A 16,814-nucleotide genomic window follows, 5' to 3' on the forward strand; every position below is an offset into this window, starting at 1 on the left:
CATGGCTGCGAAGTGGATCGAGGTCCTGACCGGATCGCTCGAACAGAAGAAGCAGTACCGCCAGGCGGTGGCGCGCATCGACGCGCTCCCCGAGCCCCACCGGGCCGCCGCCAAGGCGATCAGCCGCTACCTGATGTACTCCGGCGGCATCACCGACGGCGACACCCTCGTCACGATGGTGGCCGACCACGCCGACCTCTGGGAGCGGGCCGCCCTCGACGGCACCGCGGTGCGCGACATCGTCGGCGACGACCCCGTCGAGTTCGCCGAGCAGTTCGCCCGGGCCTACTCGAGCGCCCAGTGGATCGACAAGGAGCGCCGGCGCCTCACCGCCGCGATCGACGAAGCGGCCCCCGAGGCCTGACGGTCACCGAGGCAGAGGGAGTAGGCAGATGTCCGACCACCAGTCCCCCGCACCCGCCATCCGGGTGCGGGGCGTCACCAAGTCGTTCTCGAACGTCCCCGTGCTGCGCGGCGTCGACTTCGACGTGGCGCCCGGCACGATCTTCGCGCTGCTCGGCTCGAACGGGGCCGGCAAGACCACGCTCGTGCGCATCCTGTCGACCCTGCTCCGAGCGGATGGCGGGGCCGCGAGCGTGCACGGCTTCGACGTCGCCGCGTCGCCCGGCGAGGTGCGCGAGTCGATCAGCCTCACCGGCCAGTTCGCCGCGGTCGACGAGGTGCTGAGCGGGCGGGAGAACCTCGTGCTCGTCGCCCGGCTCCGCCACCTGAAGAATCCGGGGGCGATCGCCGACGAGCTGCTCGCCCGGTTCTCACTCACCGAGGCCGGCGGCCGTCGCGCCGCCACCTACTCGGGCGGCATGCGCCGCCGGCTCGACATCGCGATGAGCCTCATCGGCAGCCCGTCGGTGATCTTCCTCGACGAACCCACCACGGGGCTCGACCCGCAGGCGCGCCTCGAGGTGTGGCAGACGGTGAAACAGCTCGCCGGGCAGGGCACCACCGTGCTGCTCACCACGCAGTACCTCGACGAGGCCGAGCACCTCGCCGACCGCATCGCCATCCTGCACCGGGGCGTCATCATCCAGAACGGCACGCTCGCCGAGCTGAAGCAGCTCCTGCCCCCGGCCACGGTCGAGTACGTCGAGAAGCAGCCCTCCCTCGAGGAGGTCTTCCTCGCCCTGGTCGGCGAGGCCCCCGAAGCCGATCCCGCCGATGCCCCGTCCGGCGCGGTCGATGCGGCGCCCTCACGAAAGGAACCCCGATGACCACGCACGTCCTCGGCGACACCGGTGTTCTGACCGGCCGCTCGCTGCGCCACATCCTCCGCAGCCCCGACACGATCATCACCACCGCGGTCACCCCGGTGGCCCTGATGCTGCTGTTCGTGTTCGTGCTGGGTGGGGCGATCACCACCGGCTACGACGGCTCCTACGTCGACTACATGCTCCCCGGCATCCTGCTCATCACGATCGCCTCGGGTGTGGCGTACACCTCGTACCGGCTGTTCCTCGACCTCCAGGGCGGCATCTTCGAGCGCTTCCAGTCGATGCCGATCGCCCGGTCGAGCGTGCTCTGGGCGCACGTGCTCACCTCGCTGGCCGCGAACCTCGTGTCGGTGGTGATCGTCACCGGGGTCGCGCTGATCCTCGGGTTCCGGAGCGGAGCATCCGTCGGCGCGTGGCTCGCGGTGGCCGGCATCCTGATTCTGTTCACCCTCGCGCTCACCTGGATCGCGGTGATCGCGGGGCTGTCGGCGAAGTCGATCGACGGGGCGAGCGGCTTCAGCTACCCGCTGATCTTCCTGCCCTTCATCAGCTCGGCCTTCGTGCCCACCGACTCGATGCCCGGGCCCGTGGCCTGGTTCGCCGAGAACCAGCCGGTGACGAGCATCGTCGACACCATCCGCGCGCTGTTCGCCCAGCAGCCGGTCGGCACCGACATCTGGGTCGCCCTGGCCTGGCTGGTGGGCATCCTGGTGGTCGCCTACCTCGCCGCGGTCGCGCTGTACCGCCGCAAGCTGAGCTGAGCCGGGCCGGGCCGGCAGCTCAGAGCCGGTGCCCCCCGGAGCCTCTGCCCCCTCAGAGCCAGTGCTTGCGCTTGAAGACCGTGTAGAGGATGCCGCCCATGGCCACCATGCCGAGCACCGCGAGCGGGTAGCCCAGCGGCCAGTGCAGCTCGGGCATCTGATCGAAGTTCATGCCGTAGATCGTGCCGATCAGGGTCGGGGCGAACAGGATGGCCGCCCAGGACGAGATCTTCTTGATCTCCTCGTTCTGGGCGAGCCCGGTCTCGGTGAGCCGGCGCGTCTCCTCGTTCTGCAGCTGCGTCACGAGCGTCGAGTGCACGGTGAGGGCGTTCTCGAGCAGCGCCCGGAACGCGTCGGCCTTGTCCACCGCTCGATGCACGTGATCGAGCACGTCGCGCAGCGAGCGCTGCAGCTCGAGGTCGACCCGGTACTTCTCCGATCCGCGGAGCAGCCGGTCGAGCATGTCGGGCAGCGGGCCGATCGCGCGCTGGAAGCTGATGACCTCGCGCAGCAGCTCGTAGATGCGCCGCGACACGTCGGGCTGGTTGCCGAACAGCTGGTCCTGGATCTCGTCGATGTCGTTCTCGAGCCCGGCGATGACGGGGGCGTAGCCGTCGACCACCTCGTCGAGGATCGTGTAGAGCACCGCCTCCGGCCCGAGCCGCAGCAGCTCCGGCTCCGCCTCCATGCGGCGCCGCACCACGCGCAGGTCGGGGTTCTCGGCGTGCCGCACCGTCACCACGAACCCCGGTCCGACGAACACGTGCACCTCGCCGAACTCGACGGTCTCGGAGGCGTCGAGGTAGCGGGCCGGCCGGATGACGACGAACAGGGTGTCGCCGAACCGCTCGAGCTTCGCCCGCTGGTGGCCCTTCAGGGCGTCTTCGACGGCGAGCGGATGCAGGCCGAACTCGTCCGCGACGGAGCGCAGCTCCTCGGGGCTCGGCCGGTACAGCCCGATCCATGCCATGCCGTCCCGCTCGCGGAGCAGCTCGTAGGTCTCGTCGAGACTGCGCGGACTCTGCGTGCGGAGCCCGTCGACGTAGATGGCGTTGTCGATGATGGCCATGGCCGCTCCGTTCGAGGTCAGTGGAGCCGCTCCGGATGCAGGGGGCGGCGGCGGATGTCGTGCAGCGCCACGGGCCTCGCGATGACGAAGGCGAGGAGGTCTCCGGCCTGCACGTCGACGGGCAGCACGCACTGCAGGTCACCATAGCGCCGGCAGGGCCGCGCCACGAAGAGGGCCTCCTGCGCCCGCGAGCGCCGGCCGATCAGCCGGAAGGTGCTCTCCAGCGGTTCGCAGCCGTCGAGGTCGGCGTCGACCCACAGGTCGTAGCCGTCGCCGTCCGGCGAGACGGTCACCGCCTCGACGGTCGTGACGACGACCGCGCAGTGCCGCTCCCCGGCCGCCGCCGACCACGATCTCGCGGCGGATTCGGCGACCCGCGTGCACGGGGTGCCCGCGGCGCGGGCCATGCCCGTCATCGACTCGCCGGCGATCGTGACGTCGTCGCGGGTCACGGCGGCCGCCCGCGGCCAGAGCGCCAGGTCGGGGTGCTCGATGTGGTGACGGCGGTACCAGTTCAGGGTGTGGACCATGCTCATGACGCCACCCCCGCCCGCAACTGACGGCAGCTGATCGACCCGGCGCAGGGCACCACGATCAGGTCGCCGACGGCGAGGTCCTCCGGCAGCGCCACGACGGCGTTCCCGAGCTGGAAGGGGCGGCCGCGGCGGGTCGAGACCCGCCCGATCATCCGCACCTCCTCGAGGCACGCGGAGACGGCGGCGAGATCGGCGTCGAGCGTCAGCACCCCGGGGCGCTCGATCGACGTCACACGGGCCACGACGACGGAGGCCTGCTCCGTGTCCGAGGGGCGCCCGTGGGTGCCGGGCACGACGGCGGCGGCGCTGTGCACGCAGGGCGTGTCGCAGATGTCGACGAGCCGCAGCAGCGAGACGCCCGAAACGATCACATCGGTCGTGGTCGGGTGCGTCCACTCCGGCCACCGGTCGATGGCGAGGGGGTCGGGGATGCTGGCGCGGAGGGTGGGAAGGATGCTGGTGAGAGTCACGGAAGAAGGTCTACGCCGCCCGCGGGAGCGTGTGGAGGTTCCTAACGGGATACGAGCGCCGACGCCCCGAATCCTGACGGGAATCCTCATCCCGACACGGCCCCGCGGGTGCGGCGACAGGATTCTGTATGGGTTTCCGGCCGTGCGGGCGGTCGGGCGTCAGTAAGTCGTTAGGACGCCGGATCGGCGCCGATCCGGCGAGCATGATCATCATCCGTACCCGTGCGCCCACCCTGGGCGCCTGTCGGATGGAGAACACAGTGCTCGACGTCGTTTACATCGTCGCGATCCTCGCCGTCTTCGGCGTGATCGCTCTGGTCGCCTGGGGGGTCGGGAAGCTGTGATCGTTCTCGAACTCGTCGCCGCGGTGCTCGGTGTGGCCGGAGTGGCCTACCTGATCGTCGCCCTCGTGAAGCCGGAGAAGTTCTGACATGGAAGCATGGCTTCTCGTCGCCCAGCTGGCGACCCTCGCGATCATCCTCGCGGTGATCTACCGCCCTCTGGGCGACTTCATCGCGTGGACCTTCACGTCCACGAAAGACCTCAAGCTCGAACGCGGCCTCTACCGCGTCGTCGGGGTCGACCCGGCCCGGGAGCAGAGCTGGCGCGCCTACCTCAGCAGCGTGCTCGCGTTCTCGCTCCTCGGGGTGCTCTTCGTCTACGCCATCCAGCGGCTCCAGGCCGTTCTGCCCTACTCCCTCGGGCTGCCCGCGGTGCCCGAAGGCCTGTCGTTCAACACCGCCGCCTCCTTCGTGACCAACACGAACTGGCAGTCCTACTCACCTGAGGTGACGATGGGCTACACGGTGCAGCTCGCCGGCCTGGCCGTGCAGAACTTCGTCTCGGCCGGCGTGGGACTCGCCGTCGCGATCGCGCTGATCCGCGGCTTCTCGCGCCGCAGCACGGGAACGCTCGGCAACTTCTGGGTGGACCTCACCCGGGCCACGTTCCGCATCCTGCTGCCGCTCGCCGTGATCTCGTCGATCGTGCTGATCGCCGGCGGCGTCATCCAGAACTTCAACGGTTTCACCGACGTGACGACGCTCACGGGCGGCACCGCGACCATCCCGGGCGGCCCCGTGGCCTCTCAGGAGGCCATCAAGATGGTCGGCAACAACGGCGGCGGCTTCTTCAACACCAACTCCGCGCATCCGTTCGAGAATCCGACGCCCTGGACGAACCTGTTCGAGATCGTGCTGATGCTCGCCATCCCGTTCTCGCTCCCGCGCGCCTTCGGCAAGATGGTCGGCGACAACCGCCAGGGCTACGCGATCCTCGCGGCGATGGGCACGCTGTTCCTCGTCTCGGTCGCGGCCCTGACGACGTTCGAGATCATCGGGTCGGGCACCGGCACGCAGCTCGCGGGCGGCGCGATGGAGGGCAAGGAGCAGAGATTCGGCATCGCCGCGTCGACGCTGTTCGCCACCACGTCGACGATCACCTCGACCGGTGCCGTGAACTCGATGCACGACAGTTTCACCTCGCTCGGCGGCATGATGACCCTGTTCAACATGATGCTCGGCGAGATCGCGCCCGGCGGCATCGGGGCCGGCATGTACGGCATCCTGATCATCGCGATCATCACCGTGTTCATCGCGGGGCTGCTCGTCGGCCGCACCCCGGAGTACCTGGGCAAGAAGCTCGGCCCGCGCGAGATCAAGCTGGCGAGCCTCTACATCCTCGCCACGCCCACCCTCGTGCTGGTCGGCACCGCCCTGAGCTTCGCCATCCCGGCCATCCGCGACGACGTCACCACGACCTCGATCTGGAACCCCGGGCTGCACGGCTTCACCGAGGTGCTCTACGCCTTCACGAGCGCGGCCAACAACAACGGCTCGGCGTTCGCCGGGCTCACGGCCAACACGCCGTGGTTCAACACCGCACTCGGCGTGGTGATGCTGCTGGGCCGCTTCGTGCCGATCGTGTTCGTGCTCGCCCTCGCCGGCTCCCTCGCCTCGCAGGGCCGGGTGCCGGTCACCGCCGGCACGCTGCCCACCCACCGCCCGCAGTTCGTGGGCCTCCTCCTCGGCGTGATCGTGATCGTCGTCGCTCTCACCTACTTCCCCGTGCTCGCACTCGGACCGCTCGCCGAAGGGCTCGTCTGATGTCCAGGAAGGACAGCATGTCCACCATCACCCCGACCAGCTCACCCGAGCCGTCGACCCGACCCGCCGCCGCCGAGCACACGCCCGGTGCGCGCACCTTCAGCCTCAGCCAGCTCGCGAACGGGCTGCCCGGGGCCCTGCGCAAGCTCGATCCGCGCGAGATGTGGCACAACCCCGTCATGTTCCTCGTGGAGATCGGCGCCGCCCTCACCACGGTCATCGCCATCGCCCAGCCCTTCCTGCCCGCCGAGACCGGCCCGCAGGCCACTTCGCTGGCCTTCACCTGGTCCATCGCGGTCTGGCTCTGGCTGACGGTGCTGTTCGCGAACCTCGCCGAGTCCGTGGCCGAGGGCCGCGGCAAGGCCCAGGCCGCCACCCTGCGAGCCACTCGCACGAGCACGATGGCCGCCCGGGTCGTCGGCTACGACGCGGCCGGCGACCCGGCTGCACTGCGGGCCACGACGACTCCGGTGGCCTCGGCCGACCTGAAGCTCGGCGACGTGGTGGTGGTCGTGGCCGGAGAGCTCGTCCCCGGTGACGGCGACATCATCGACGGCATCGCCTCCATCGACGAGTCGGCCATCACGGGCGAGTCCGCCCCGGTGGTGCGCGAGTCCGGCGGCGACCGCAGCGCGGTCACCGGCGGCACCCGCGTGCTCTCCGACCGGGTCGTGGTGAAGATCACCTCCAAGCCCGGCGAGACCTTCGTCGACCGCATGATCCGCCTCGTCGAGGGCGCCTCCAGGCAGAAGACGCCGAACGAGATCGCCCTCAACATCCTGCTCGCCAGCCTGTCGGTCATCTTCCTGATCGTGGTGCTCACCCTGGGCCCGATCGCCGGGTACTCGGATGCCGCCCCCTCGATCGCCGTGATGGTCGCGCTGCTGGTGTGCCTCATCCCGACGACCATCGGGGCCCTGCTCTCGGCCATCGGCATCGCCGGCATGGACCGCCTGGTGCAGCGCAACGTGCTGGCCATGTCGGGCCGCGCCGTCGAGGCGGCGGGCGACGTCACCACCCTGCTGATGGACAAGACCGGAACGATCACCTACGGCAACCGCCGCGCCTCGGAGTTCCGGGCGCTCACCGGGGTCGACGCCGTCGCCCTCCGCGATGCGGCCGCCCTCTCCTCGCTCTCCGACCCGACGCCGGAGGGAAAGTCAATCGTAGATCTGGCTGAGGAACAGGGCTTCCGCCGCCCCTCGTCGGTCGACGGCGAGATCGTGCCGTTCACCGCGCAGACCCGCATGAGCGGCATCGACTTCGCCGACGGCCGCCAGATCCGCAAGGGCGCCGGCTCGGCCGTCACCGCCTGGGCCCGGGAGACCGGCACGGCGGGCAGTTCGCTGTTCGACGAGCTGCAGCTGCAGACCGACGCGATCGGCGAGCTCGGCGGCACCCCGCTCGTCGTCGCCGTGAAGTCGGCCGACGGCCCCGCCGAGATCCTCGGTGTGGTCTACCTGAAGGACATCGTGAAGGAGGGCATGGCGAGCCGCTTCGCCGAGCTGCGCTCGATGGGCATCCGCACGGTCATGATCACGGGCGACAACCCGCTCACGGCCAAGGCGATCGCCGCCGAGGCCGGAGTCGACGACTACCTCGCCGAGGCCACCCCGGAGGACAAGCTGGCGCTGATCAAGAAGGAGCAGGAGGGCGGGCGCCTCGTCGCCATGACCGGCGACGGCACGAACGACGCCCCGGCCCTGGCGCAGGCGGATGTCGGCGTGGCCATGAACACGGGCACCTCGGCCGCGAAGGAGGCCGGCAACATGGTCGACCTCGACTCCGACCCCACGAAGCTCATCGACATCGTGGCCATCGGCAAGCAGCTGCTGATCACCCGCGGAGCGTTGACGACTTTCTCGATCGCGAACGACGTGGCGAAGTACTTCGCCATCATCCCGGCCATGTTCGCCGCGGTGTTCCCCGGGCTCGGCCTGCTCAACATCATGGGCCTGCACTCGCCTTCGTCGGCGATCCTCTCCGCGGTGGTCTTCAACGCCCTCGTGATCGTCGTGCTCATCCCGCTGGCCCTGCGAGGCGTGAAGTACCGGCCGATGTCGGCCTCGCGCATCCTCAACCGCAACATCCTCATCTACGGGCTGGGCGGAGTGATCGCCCCGTTCATCGGGATCAAGATCATCGACCTCGTCGTCAGCCTCATCCCCGGTTTCTAGAAAGAACAGGACAACGAAATGGCTACCAATCGCGGGTTCGCCCGCCCCTACTGGGTCGCGCTGCGGTACATGGTCGTCGCGACCGTCGTGCTCGGCATCGTCTACCCCGTCGCCATCCTGGGCGTCGGACAGCTCGCCCTGCCCGCTCAGGCGAACGGCTCGGTCGTGACCGTCGACGGCGCACCCGTCGGCTCGTCGCTGATCGGCCAGTCGTTCACCGACGCCGACGGCAACGCGCTGCCCCAGTGGTTCCAGTCCCGGCCCTCCGCGGCCGGCTACGACGGGGGCGCCTCGGTCGGCTCGAACTACGGGCCCGAGAACGAGGACTTCATCGCCGAGATCGAAGCCCGGAAGGCCGCCATCGCCGAGAGCGACGGCGTGTCGGAGGCCGACATCCCGGTGGATGCGCTCACCACCTCGGGCTCGGGCCTCGACCCGCACATCAGCCCGGCGTACGCCGACGAGCAGGTCGCCCGCGTGGCCCAGGCCCGGGGTCTCGACCAGGCAGCCGTGCAGGGACTGGTCGACCGCTTCGTGCAGGGGCGCGACCTCGGCTACCTCGGCGAGCCGACGGTCAACGTGCTGCAGCTGAACGTGGCCCTGAGCCAGCTGGGCCGATGACGCAGCGATCCGCCCGGAGGGCGCGATGAAGCAGGGGCGGCTCCGGGTTCTTCTCGGAGCCGCCCCCGGCGTCGGCAAGACCTACGCCATGCTCGAAGAAGGACGGCGGCTGCGCTCCCTGGGCAGGGACGTGGTGGTGGCCGTCGTCGAGACGCACGGCCGCGCCGCCACCAAGGCGATGACCCTCGGGTTCGAGATCATCCCGCGCACCCTGGTCTCCCACCGCGGGGTGCAGCTCGAGGAGATGGACCTCGACGCCGTCATCGCCCGCGCGCCCGAATACGCCCTCGTCGACGAACTCGCCCACACCAACGCCCCCGGTCTGGCCCACGAGAAGCGGTGGCGCGACGTCGAGACACTGCTGGATGCCGGCATCAACGTGATCTCCACCGTGAACATCCAGCACATCGAGTCGCTCAACGATGTGGTGCAGGCCATCACCGGCGTGCCGCAGCGGGAGACGATCCCGGATGCGGTGCTGCGCGAGGCCGACCAGATCGAGGTCGTCGACCTGGCCCCGCAGGCGCTCCGCGACCGTCTCTCGGAGGGCGTCGTGTACCCGGAGGCGCGCATCGACGCCGCACTGTCGAACTACTTCCGGCTCGGCAACCTCACCGCCCTGCGCGAGCTCGCCCTGCTCTGGCTCGCCGACGAGGTGGACTCCTCGCTGCAGAAGTACCGCACCGAGCACGGCATCGGGCAGAAGTGGGAGGCCCGCGAACGCGTCGTCGTCGCGCTCACCGGCGGGCCCGAAGGCGAGACGCTCCTGCGCCGCGGCTCGCGCATCGCCGCCCGCTCGGCCGGCGGCCAGCTGCTCGCCGTGCACGTCACCAGCCAGGACGGCCTCCGGCAGGCGAACCCCGGCGCCCTCGCCGCCCAGCGCTCCCTCGTGGAGAGCCTCGGCGGGAGCTTCCATCAGGTGGTCGGCAGCGACATCCCGGTGGCGCTCGTCGAGTTCGCGAAGGCCTCCAACGCCACCCAGCTGGTCATCGGGGTGAGCCGGCGCAGCCGCATCGCCGCCCTGGCGACCGGGCCCGGGATCGGAGCCACGGTCATCCGTGAGTCCGGCGACATCGACGTGCACATCGTCAACCACGCGGCAGCCGGCAGCCGCTTCTCGCTCCCCCACCCGCACGGCTCCCTCACCCTGCGACGCCGGGTCTACGGCTTCCTGCTCGCCTTCGTCGGCGGCCCCTTGCTCACCTGGCTGCTCGCGTCGTTCCGCAACGACGACTCCATCACCTCCGACGTGCTCAGCTACCAGCTGCTCGTCGTGATCGTCGCGCTCGTCGGCGGCATCTGGCCCGCCCTGTTCGCCGCGATCCTCAGCGGCTTCACCCTCGACTTCTTCTTCGTGGATCCGCTCTACACGGTCACGGTCGACGAACCGCTGCACCTGCTCGCCCTCGTGCTCTACGTGGTGATCGCCGTGCTGGTCTCGATCGTCGTCGACCAGGCCGCGCGCCGCAGCCGGGCGGCCCGCCGATCCGCCGCCGAGTCGGAGCTGATCGCCGGCGTCGCCGGAGAGGTGCTGCGCGGCCAGGATGCCTTCCAGGCCTTCGTGACGCGCACCCGGGAGGCTTTCGGGCTGACCGGGGTGCGCATCCTGATCGGCGGCCGCGTGCTCGCCACCGACGGCGAGCCCGCCGGGGACGGCGCTGGAGCGGACGGGCCCGCCGATGACGGCACCGCGACGGGCGGCACCACGACCGGCCCCACCGCGACAGGCCCCATCACGACCGACGGCGCCGTCGACCGGGTGCCGATCAACGACCAGGCGGTGCTCGAGCTGCACGGCCGGGCCCTGCAGTCGTCCGACCGGCGGCTGCTCGGGGTGATCGTGTCGCAGCTCGCCTCCGCGCTCGAGCACGCCGACCTCCAGGAGACCGCCCGCGAGATGGCTCCCCTGGCGGCCGCCGACAAGGTGCGGAGCGCGCTCCTCGCCGCCGTCGGGCACGACCTCCGCCGGCCGCTCGCCGGAGCCACCGCCGCGGTGACCGGGCTGCGGACTCCCGGGTCGACGCTGACGGAGGCCGATCGCGACGAACTCCTCGACACCGCCGAGACCTCGCTCAAGCAGCTCACCGATCTGCTCACCGACCTGCTCGACGTCAGCCGGGTTCAGGCGGGGGTCCTCGCCGTGACCCTCCAGCCCGTCGACCTCGACGACCTCGTGCCGACGGCGCTCGAGGAGCTCGGCGTCGGCCCGGAGACGGTCGACCTCGACATCCCGCACGACCTCCCCGAGCTGGAGGCCGATCCGGGGCTCCTCGAGCGGGTCATCGTGAACGTGCTCTCCAACGCGCTCAAGTACACGCCGGCCGATCACAAGGTCGTGATCGCGGCATCCGCCTTCCACGACACCGTGCAGATCAGGGTCATCGACCGCGGCCCCGGCGTTCCGGAGGACCGCCGGGAAGACATCTTCGTGCCCTTCCAGCGTCTGGGCGACACCGACAACACCGCGGGCCTCGGACTCGGGCTGGCCCTCTCGAAAGGCTTCATCGAAGGCATGAACGGCACCCTCGAGTTCGAGGAGACCCCTCTCGGCGGGTCGACGATGGTGATCACCCTGAAAGCGGTCGCCGCGTGAGGATCCTCATCGCCGACGACGACCCGCAGATCCTGCGCGCCCTCCGGGTCACGCTCGGCTCGCAAGGGCACGAGATCATCACCGCCGACGACGGGATGCGCACCATCGCCGCCGCGTCCACGCATCCGCCCGACCTGCTGATCGTCGACCTGGGCATGCCCCGCCTCGACGGGATGGAGGTGATCCGCGCCGTCCGCGGCTACTCGCAGCTGCCCATCCTCGTCGTCTCCGGCCGCACGGACGCCGCCGACAAGGTCGACGCCCTCGACGCCGGCGCCGACGACTACGTCACCAAGCCCTTCGCCATCGACGAGCTCCTCGCCCGGGTGCGGGCACTCACCCGACGCTCCCCCGTCGCGGTCAGCCAGCCGGTCGTCACCCTGAGCGGCGTGACCATCGACCTGGTCGCGCACGTCATCACGCGCGAAGGCCAGCGCAACGCCATCCGGCTCACCCCCACCGAGTGGAAGATCCTCGAGCTGCTGGTGCGCAACCCGCACCGCCTGCTGACCCACGCCGATCTCTTCACCGAGATCTGGGGAACACCGAACGTGCACGAGACCGGCTATCTGCGGCTCTACATCGGCCAGCTGCGCAAGAAGCTCGAACCCAACCCGTCGAAACCGCAGCACATCCTCACCGAGACGGGCATGGGGTACCGCTTCGAACCGGATCCGCCCGGGAGCGCCGCTCGCTGACGCGGGCCGGGCCGCCGCCCCTGGCTCTCGGTGCGCAAGGGGTTCCGTCGTCGGGTTCGGGAGGTATGCTTCCGTCAGTCGAGTTCAAGGGAGAACCATGACTGAAACACTGGCTGCGCCGTCCATCGCCTGGCGCACCGCACAATCCGGGCTGTGGGTCGCATCCGACTCCTCCGGTCGTCCGCTCGGCATCGTCACCGAGAAATGGGTGCACGGCTTCGTCGTGACCGGCCGCACGGGCCGCCACCTCGGCACCTTCCCCTCGCTCGAGGCGGCCGAGGCCGCGCTCGAGGAGTCCCTCGTCGGTTAGCGCACGGTGGCGGGGCCGGATGCTCCGCCGTGGCCGTTGCCGTTGTGCCCGTTACCGTTGTGCCCGTTGCCGTTGCCCGCGGCGGGCGAGCCGGGTTCCTCGGTGAACTGCAGGCCGCCACTGCGGTTCGACGACGCCGTGAGCACGTCGAGCCACTCGCGGTTGATCGACGGCACGCGGCCACCCGCGAACTTGAAGTAGAGCGGGATGGCCGAGTCGAGCCAGATGCTCGACCGGCCGTCGCCGATGGCCGGGTCGTCCTTCCAGGAGAAGAAGAAGCTCTCCTTGCGTCGCAGCTTCGCGGCGATGACGATCTGCAAGTGCGTGAGAGTGCGGTCGTCGAACTCGATCTCGATGCCCGAGGTGCCGTAGAGCAGCTTTCCCATCTGCCCATTAACGCACGGCGAGCGCCTCCGCGCCCCTCCGGCTAGGGTTGCGTTCACAACGAGAGAGGTCGGCCGTGTTCAAGAAGAAGCCCCAGCGTCAGGAATCGGTGGCCGCACCGAGCGCCGATCTCGCTCTCACCGAAGACACCGTCGGCCCGGGCGTGCACGTCAACGCCTTCCGCATCGGGCTCGTCGGAGGCCTCGGCGTGCTGCTCTCGCTGCTCATCGGCGGCATCGTCACGCAGCTGAGCACCGTGCTGATCTACATCGGTGTGGCGCTCTTCCTCGCCCTGGGCCTGGACCCTCTGGTGTCGTGGCTCGAGAAGCGGATGCCGCGCCCGCTGGCCATCGTGATCGTCTTCGCCGCGGTCATCCTGGTGTTCGTCGGGCTGGCCTTCGCCGTCATCCCGATCGTGGTGAACCAGGCCTCGTACTTCATCACCAACTTCAGCGACATCGTCGACCAGGTCACGCACAGCGACTTCGTGACCGGGCTGCAGGGCCTCATCGGCAACTTCGTCGACGTCAACAAGGCCATCCAGGACGCCGGGAGCTTCTTCCAGGATCCGAACAACCTGCTCGCCCTCGGCGGCGGCCTGCTCGCCGTGGGCACCGGCATCGCCAGCGGGGCGACCGGCGGCGTGATCGTGCTGATCCTCACGCTCTACTTCCTCGCCTCGCTCCGCAGCATGAAGAAGGTCACCTACCGTTTCGTGCCGGCCAACAAGCGCGCCTCCTTCGCCTCGCTCACCGACGACATCACGGGAGCCGTGGGCCGCTACGTGGTCGGGCAGATCGGCCTGGCCGCGATCAACGGCGTGCTGAGCCTCATCTTCTTGTCGATCATCGGGGCGCCGGCGCCGGCGCTGCTCGCCTTCGTGGCCTTCCTGGCGTCTCTGGTGCCGCTGGTCGGCACCCTCTCCGGCTCGATCATCATCGTGCTCGTGTGCCTGTTCGCCTCGCCGATCACGGCGCTCGTGGCCGCGATCTACTACGTCGTCTACATGCAGGTGGAGGCCTACTTCCTGAGCCCCCGCATCATGAACCGCGCGGTGTCGGTGCCCGGAGCGATCGTCGTGATCGCGGCCGTGGCGGGCGGGACGCTCGGCTCCGTGCTCGGCGCGCTGGTCGCCATCCCGATCGCGGCGTCGGCCATCATCATCGTGCAGAAGGTCGTGTTCCCGAAGCAGGACGCCAAGGTCTGAGCCACCCCGGCAGCCGGATGCTGGACGCCACCTGCGACCTCGTTGCGCCCCGCGCGCGCGAGCGTAGGGTCGGCCGCATGACGGACAACACGCACGACGACGACATCCAGACCATCGCGAAGCTCATCTCTGCAGCGAAAGTGGCTCTCGTGACGAGCCAGACGGCGAGCGGCGAGCTGCACTCCCGGCCGCTCGCGGTGCAGGAGAAGGAGTTCGACGGCGTGCTGTGGTTCTTCACCCCTGACCCGAGCGAGAAGACCGCGGAGATCGCGGCGCATCCGAAAGTCAATGCGGCGTTCGAGTCGGGCAAGGGCTACCTGTCGATCTCGGGCACGGCGAGCGTGGTGCACGACCGGGCCACGATCGACGAGCTGTGGTCGGCCGGCGTCGAGGCCTGGTTCCCCGAGGGCAAGGACGACCCCTCGGTCGCACTGCTGCGGGTCGACGCCGAGTCGGCCGAGTTCTGGTCGACCGGCCAGCCCCGCCTCGTGACGGCCCTCAAGATCGCGGCCGCCGCCGCGACCGGCCACCAGCCCGACGTCGGCGAGAACCGCACCACCGCCCTCTGATCCACCCCCCTCCAAAACGAAGGAGGTGCGGGCCGACTCGCCGTGCCTTACTCCGTCGTTTCGGGGATCCGCGCCCGATCTCCGTCGTTTCTGGCGACCAGGCGCCCGGAGGTGCGGGCGCGGTAGCGTGGAGGGGTGACTTCAGCAGAGAACCCGACTCCCCGTTCGCGGGTGCTCGTGGTCGTGGACATCCAGCGCGACTACTTCGAGGGCGGGGCGTTCCCGCTCGTGGGCTCGGAGGCGGCGGCCTCGCGGGCCGCCGAGCTGCTCGCCGGGTTCCGCGCGGCGGGTGAGCCGGTCATCCACATCCAGCACGTGTGGGATGCTCCGGATGCGACCTTCTTCCGGCCGGGCACCCCCGGTGTCGAGATCCATCCGCTGGCCGCGCCCGTGGGCGACGAGCCCGTGCTGCAGAAGGAGTCGCCGAACTCCTTCCTCGGCACCGGGCTCGAAGAGCGCCTGCGCGTGCTCGAGGCCGAGGCGGCGGCCGCGGCATCCGGCGGCTTCGACGTCGTGGTGATCGGCATGATGACGAGCATGTGCGTCGACGCCACCGTGCGCGCCGCCTCCGACCTCGGCTTCACGGTCACGGTCGGCGCCGACGCCGGCGCGGCCCCCGACCTCGAGTTCGGCGGCCAGGCGGTGCCCGGCGCTCTCGTGCACGCGGCCTTCCTCGCGGCCCTCAGCGACAGCTACGCCACCGTCGTGCCGGTGGCCGAATTGCTCACGCCGGCCTGACCCCCGCCTGCCGGCAACCGGAACGACGGAGTTTTTGCCCGATTAGCGGAAACGACGGACTTGGCTCGGCGTGTCGGCCCGGAACTCCGTAGTCCCGGCGGGCGGGCGGCGGGCTACGCCGAGGCGCGCCAGACGATCGCGGTGTCGAGGAACGTTCCGCCGAGCCCCACATCCTCCCCGCGCAGCTGCGCGAGCACGAGCTCGGCCGCGCGCCGCCCGAGCGCTCCCGCCGGCTGGTGCACGGTGGAGAGCGGCGGCTGTGTGCGCACCGCCCAGGCGCTGTCGTCGAAACCGACGAGCCCCACGTCCGCCGGCACCGAGCGTCCCGCCTCCCGCAGCACGTCGAGCGCTCCCGCCGCGAGAGCGTCGGATGCCGCGAACACGCCGTCGAGGTCGGGCCGCGTCTCGAGCAGCACCCGCATGCCGTCAACCCCGCTCCCGTAGGAGTACAGCGGCACCTCCACCACGAGCTCGGCGTCGAAGCGATCGCCGAGAGCCTCGGTGAAGCCGGCCAGGCGGTCCTGGCCGGAGTCGCGGTCCAGGCCCGCCGCGATCATGCCGATGCGGCGGCGGCCGGTGGCCATCAGCCGTTCCGTGATCGCGCGCGCGGCAGAGCGGTTGTCGATGCCGACGTAGGGGATGCCCTCGATGTCGATCGGATGCCCGACGAAGGCCGCGGGGATGCCCGACTCCGAGATAACCTGCCCGATCGGGTCGCCCGCGCGCGCCGAGATGATGACCACGCCGTCGACGAAGCCGCCGGTGAGATACTCGGCGACCCGCGCGATGTCGCGATCGGAATCGATGACGAGCGAGACCAGCTGGTAGTCGGCCTCGGAGAGCGCCGAGTTGATGCCGAGCAGGATGCTGCCGATGTTCGGGTCTTCGAGGAACAGCGAGTGCGGCTCGTGCACGATCAATCCCACGGCCTGGGAGCGCCGGGTCACCAGGTTGCGGGCCGCGGCGTTGCGCACGTAGCCCACCTCGTGGATGGCGGCCTCCACCGCCGTGCGCGCCGCCTCCGAGACATACACCTCGGAGTTCAGAACCCGCGACACCGTGCCGCGCGACACCCCCGCCCGGGCGGCGACGTCGTTGATCGTCGCCCTCGTGCTCGGCGTGCGTCTGGCGGCCATGAGGCCACCTTACCGGCGCCCCGGATGCCCGATGCCGACATCCGAGCCGACAGCCGAACGACATCGGAGTTGACAGCGCCGAGCACGTCTGTTTACTCTGGGAGCGTTCACAGACTCTCGAAGAGGAGTTGTCGACGCCCGCACTGGGAGCGTTCACAGAGATCGCGCCCCGGCCACGGAGCGGCAGCCTCGAGGGCCCCGAGCACCCCAG

At 70.1% G+C, this 16,814-nt stretch carries 19 protein-coding genes; 14 read left to right on the forward strand and 5 right to left on the reverse strand.

The window, feature by feature from the left end:
* Position 1: 1 nt before the first annotated feature.
* From VD659_RS03690 to VD659_RS03700, 3 genes are read left to right on the forward strand one after another with little or no spacing between them, the layout of a single operon-like run.
* A complete protein-coding gene (locus tag VD659_RS03690) occupies positions 2 to 364 on the forward strand; it encodes a DUF1048 domain-containing protein (RefSeq protein WP_423259773.1) in 363 nt (120 codons plus the stop codon).
* A 28-nt stretch (positions 365 to 392) separates the two neighbouring features.
* Positions 393 to 1,229, forward strand: a complete 837-nt coding sequence (locus tag VD659_RS03695; RefSeq protein WP_423259774.1) for an ABC transporter ATP-binding protein — start codon at positions 393 to 395, stop codon at positions 1,227 to 1,229.
* Entirely contained in the window at positions 1,226 to 1,990 is a 765-nt protein-coding gene (locus VD659_RS03700; protein WP_423259775.1) for an ABC transporter permease, read from the forward strand. Before VD659_RS03695 ends, VD659_RS03700 begins: the two co-directional genes overlap by 4 nt.
* Before the next feature lie 52 nt (positions 1,991 to 2,042).
* Here VD659_RS03700 and VD659_RS03705 read toward each other — a convergent pair whose 3' ends face one another.
* From VD659_RS03705 to VD659_RS03715, 3 genes are read right to left on the reverse strand one after another with little or no spacing between them, the layout of a single operon-like run.
* Positions 2,043 to 3,059 (reverse strand): magnesium and cobalt transport protein CorA, encoded by a 1,017-nt coding sequence (locus VD659_RS03705; protein ID WP_423259776.1) that lies wholly within the window; start codon positions 3,057 to 3,059, stop codon positions 2,043 to 2,045.
* 17 nt (positions 3,060 to 3,076) lie between these two features.
* Entirely contained in the window at positions 3,077 to 3,595 is a 519-nt protein-coding gene (locus VD659_RS03710; protein WP_423259777.1) for a hypothetical protein, read from the reverse strand.
* Entirely contained in the window at positions 3,592 to 4,065 is a 474-nt protein-coding gene (locus VD659_RS03715) for a hypothetical protein (protein WP_423259778.1), read from the reverse strand. The genes VD659_RS03710 and VD659_RS03715 overlap by 4 nt, the downstream gene beginning before the upstream one ends.
* 203 nt (positions 4,066 to 4,268) lie before the next feature.
* Here VD659_RS03715 and VD659_RS03720 point away from each other — a divergent pair, with 203 nt between their 5' ends.
* The 8 genes from VD659_RS03720 to VD659_RS03755 all read left to right on the forward strand — a co-directional run bounded on the left by VD659_RS03720 (position 4,269) and on the right by VD659_RS03755 (position 12,569).
* On the forward strand, positions 4,269 to 4,409 hold the full coding sequence (locus tag VD659_RS03720) for a hypothetical protein (RefSeq protein ID WP_171010723.1): 141 nt from the start codon (positions 4,269 to 4,271) through the stop codon (positions 4,407 to 4,409).
* Complete coding sequence (locus tag VD659_RS03725) at positions 4,406 to 4,495, forward strand: potassium-transporting ATPase subunit F (RefSeq protein ID WP_137836632.1); 90 nt, start codon at positions 4,406 to 4,408, stop codon at positions 4,493 to 4,495. Before VD659_RS03720 ends, VD659_RS03725 begins: the two co-directional genes overlap by 4 nt.
* 1 nt (position 4,496) lies before the next feature.
* Positions 4,497 to 6,170, forward strand: coding sequence for a potassium-transporting ATPase subunit KdpA (gene kdpA, locus VD659_RS03730; protein ID WP_423259779.1), 1,674 nt, complete (start codon positions 4,497 to 4,499; stop codon positions 6,168 to 6,170).
* Positions 6,171 to 6,187: 17 nt separating this feature from the next.
* The gene (kdpB, locus tag VD659_RS03735) at positions 6,188 to 8,347 is read left to right on the forward strand and encodes a potassium-transporting ATPase subunit KdpB (protein ID WP_423259780.1); all 2,160 of its coding nucleotides are present in this window, start codon (positions 6,188 to 6,190) and stop codon (positions 8,345 to 8,347) included.
* Positions 8,348 to 8,365: 18 nt separating this feature from the next.
* Positions 8,366 to 8,968, forward strand: a complete 603-nt coding sequence (gene kdpC / locus VD659_RS03740) for a potassium-transporting ATPase subunit KdpC (protein ID WP_423259781.1) — start codon at positions 8,366 to 8,368, stop codon at positions 8,966 to 8,968.
* Between the two features lie 25 nt (positions 8,969 to 8,993).
* Positions 8,994 to 11,561, forward strand: a complete 2,568-nt coding sequence (locus VD659_RS03745) for a DUF4118 domain-containing protein (protein ID WP_423259782.1) — start codon at positions 8,994 to 8,996, stop codon at positions 11,559 to 11,561.
* On the forward strand, positions 11,558 to 12,259 hold the full coding sequence (locus VD659_RS03750) for a response regulator (protein ID WP_423259783.1): 702 nt from the start codon (positions 11,558 to 11,560) through the stop codon (positions 12,257 to 12,259). Before VD659_RS03745 ends, VD659_RS03750 begins: the two co-directional genes overlap by 4 nt.
* 97 nt (positions 12,260 to 12,356) lie before the next feature.
* Positions 12,357 to 12,569, forward strand: coding sequence for a hypothetical protein (locus VD659_RS03755; RefSeq protein ID WP_423259784.1), 213 nt, complete (start codon positions 12,357 to 12,359; stop codon positions 12,567 to 12,569).
* On the opposite strand, the gene VD659_RS03760 is transcribed toward VD659_RS03755, so the two are convergent.
* Positions 12,566 to 12,955 carry an ATP-dependent DNA ligase gene (locus VD659_RS03760; protein WP_423259785.1) on the reverse strand — a complete coding sequence of 130 codons (390 nt, stop codon included), beginning with the start codon at positions 12,953 to 12,955 and terminating at the stop codon, positions 12,566 to 12,568. The two genes, VD659_RS03755 and VD659_RS03760, sit on opposite strands and share 4 nt — an antisense overlap.
* A gap of 74 nt (positions 12,956 to 13,029) precedes the next feature.
* On the opposite strand from VD659_RS03760, the gene VD659_RS03765 reads away from it, so the two are divergent.
* From VD659_RS03765 to VD659_RS03775, 3 genes are all read left to right on the forward strand, one after another.
* Positions 13,030 to 14,160, forward strand: a complete 1,131-nt coding sequence (locus tag VD659_RS03765) for an AI-2E family transporter (protein ID WP_423259786.1) — start codon at positions 13,030 to 13,032, stop codon at positions 14,158 to 14,160.
* Between the two features lie 77 nt (positions 14,161 to 14,237).
* Positions 14,238 to 14,729, forward strand: a complete 492-nt coding sequence (locus tag VD659_RS03770) for a pyridoxamine 5'-phosphate oxidase family protein (protein ID WP_423259787.1) — start codon at positions 14,238 to 14,240, stop codon at positions 14,727 to 14,729.
* Between the two features lie 135 nt (positions 14,730 to 14,864).
* Positions 14,865 to 15,467, forward strand: coding sequence for a cysteine hydrolase family protein (locus tag VD659_RS03775; protein ID WP_423259788.1), 603 nt, complete (start codon positions 14,865 to 14,867; stop codon positions 15,465 to 15,467).
* Positions 15,468 to 15,580: 113 nt separating this feature from the next.
* Here VD659_RS03775 and VD659_RS03780 read toward each other — a convergent pair whose 3' ends face one another.
* Positions 15,581 to 16,603, reverse strand: a complete 1,023-nt coding sequence (locus tag VD659_RS03780) for a LacI family DNA-binding transcriptional regulator (protein WP_423259789.1) — start codon at positions 16,601 to 16,603, stop codon at positions 15,581 to 15,583.
* Positions 16,604 to 16,814: the final 211 nt, after the last annotated feature.

The sequence above is a fragment of the Herbiconiux sp. 11R-BC genome, from assembly GCF_049472555.1.
Taxonomy (GTDB): Bacteria; Actinomycetota; Actinomycetes; order Actinomycetales; family Microbacteriaceae; genus Herbiconiux.